Annotated in this window: 1 protein-coding gene, 1 tRNA gene and 1 other RNA gene; 1 reads left to right on the top strand and 2 read right to left on the bottom strand. The window is 70.8% G+C overall.

Features of this window, described 5'->3' with window-relative positions:
- Positions 1-1,443: DNA polymerase III subunit gamma and tau (locus ACWGIG_RS38700; protein ID WP_453326413.1), on the bottom strand; the 1,443-nt coding region annotated here is incomplete at its 3' end.
- An 89-nt stretch (positions 1,444-1,532) separates the two neighbouring features.
- An RNA gene (gene ffs, locus ACWGIG_RS38695) (signal recognition particle sRNA small type) lies at positions 1,533-1,629 on the bottom strand.
- Between the two features lie 130 nt (positions 1,630-1,759).
- On the opposite strand from ffs, the gene ACWGIG_RS38690 reads away from it, so the two are divergent.
- Positions 1,760-1,844: transfer RNA gene (locus ACWGIG_RS38690), tRNA-Ser, on the top strand.
- The last annotated feature ends 37 nt before the right edge of the window (positions 1,845-1,881 follow it).

Here is a 1,881-nt window from a genome sequence, read left to right as displayed (position 1 = left end):
GGCCTCGGCCGCGGGAGCGGCCTGCACCGGCGCCGCCGGAGCCGGAGCTTGAGGCTGGGCCTGAGGCTGAGCCGCCTGGTCCGGAGCATGGACGGCCGGGGCCGGGGCCGTCGGCGCTTGGGCCGCCGGAGCCATCGCGGCCGGAGCACCCGCACCTCCGCCAGGCACCCCCTGCATCCCCGGCATCCCGTGCGCCCCCGGCATCCCGTGCGCCTCGGGCCCGGGCACGTACCCCATGGCAGGCATCCCCGGCATGGCCCCGCCGGCGACGAACCCGCCCCCGGTCCCACTGCGCTCCAGCCGGTCCAGCCGCGCCTGGACGGACCGCTCGTCGTCGAACGCGGCGGGCAGCAGCACGCGCGCGCAGATCAGTTCCAGCTGGAGCCGCGGCGAGGTGGCCCCGCGCATTTCCGTAAGCCCGGAATTGACCAGATCGGCGGCCCTGCTCAGCTCGGCGGCCCCGAAGACGGAGGCCTGCGCCTGCATGCGCTCCACGACATCGGCGGGGGCGTCGATCAGCCCCTTCTCCCCGGCATCGGGCACGGCCGCCAGGATCACCAGGTCCCGCAGCCGCTCCAGCAGGTCCGCCACGAACCGCCGGGGGTCGTTCCCGCCCTCGATGACCCGGTCCACGACCTCGAAAGCAGCCGCCCCGTCGCCCGCCGCGAACGCATCCACCACGGAATCGAGCAGCGACCCGTCCGTGTACCCCAGCAGCGCGGTCGCCATGGCATACGTCACACCGTCATCGGCGGCACCCGCCAGCAACTGGTCCATCACGGACATGGAGTCACGCACGGACCCGGCGCCCGCCCGGACGACGAGCGGCAGCACACCGTCCTCGACGGTGGCGTTCTCCCTCCCGCACACCTCGCCGAGGTAGTCCCGCAGCGTGCCCGGGGGCACCAGCCGGAACGGGTAGTGGTGCGTACGCGACCGAATCGTCCCGATGACCTTCTCGGGCTCGGTCGTCGCGAAGATGAACTTCAGATGCTCCGGCGGCTCCTCGACCACCTTCAGCAGGGCGTTGAAGCCCGCCGAGGTGACCATGTGCGCCTCATCGATGATGTAGATCTTGTACCGGCTGCCGGCCGGGCCGAAGAACGCCTTTTCCCGCAGGTCACGCGCATCGTCCACACCACCGTGCGAAGCGGCGTCGATCTCGATCACGTCGATCGACCCGCGGCCGTTCCTCGCCAGGTCCTGGCAGGACTGGCACTCGCCGCAGGGCGTCGGCGTCGGCCCCTGCTCACAGTTCAGACAGCGCGCCAGGATCCGGGCGCTGGTCGTCTTTCCACAACCCCGCGGCCCGCTGAACAGGTACGCGTGGTTGACCCGGTTGTTCCGCAGGGCCTGCATCAGCGGGGCAGTGACATGCTCCTGCCCGATGACCTCGGCGAACGACTCGGGGCGATAGCGGCGGTACAGCGCAAGGGACGACACACATACGAGGTTATCGGGACCCACTGACAACCGGCCCCGCCCCGAGCCCCGGGACACCCCACCGGAAGCACAGACCCCCTCGCGGGGAACGCAAAGACCCCCCACGCACCCGCCAGAGCCAACCTACCCTTGCTGCCTTCCGGCCCTGGGGGAGTTCAGTCAGATAGCGCCACGTGAGGGGCTGAAGCCCACCCTAGCCGATCCCCTCCCCCAAAAACGACCCGGTCCCACCTGCGGATCCCCCCGCACCTCGTCCTCACCCCCTCCCGGGGAACGCGGTCGCAAGCACTCCCCAACGTCTTGTATTGTTTGCGGCGGAGGATTCGCCTAGTGGCCTAGGGCGCACGCTTGGAAAGCGTGTTGGGGGCAACCCCTCACGAGTTCGAATCTCGTATCCTCCGCCGGCCAGAGGCCCGGACCGTTTCGACGGTCCGGGCC

It is taken from the genome of Streptomyces sp. NPDC054863, assembly GCF_053610825.1.
This window is presented reverse-complemented; position numbering and strand designations above follow the sequence as displayed.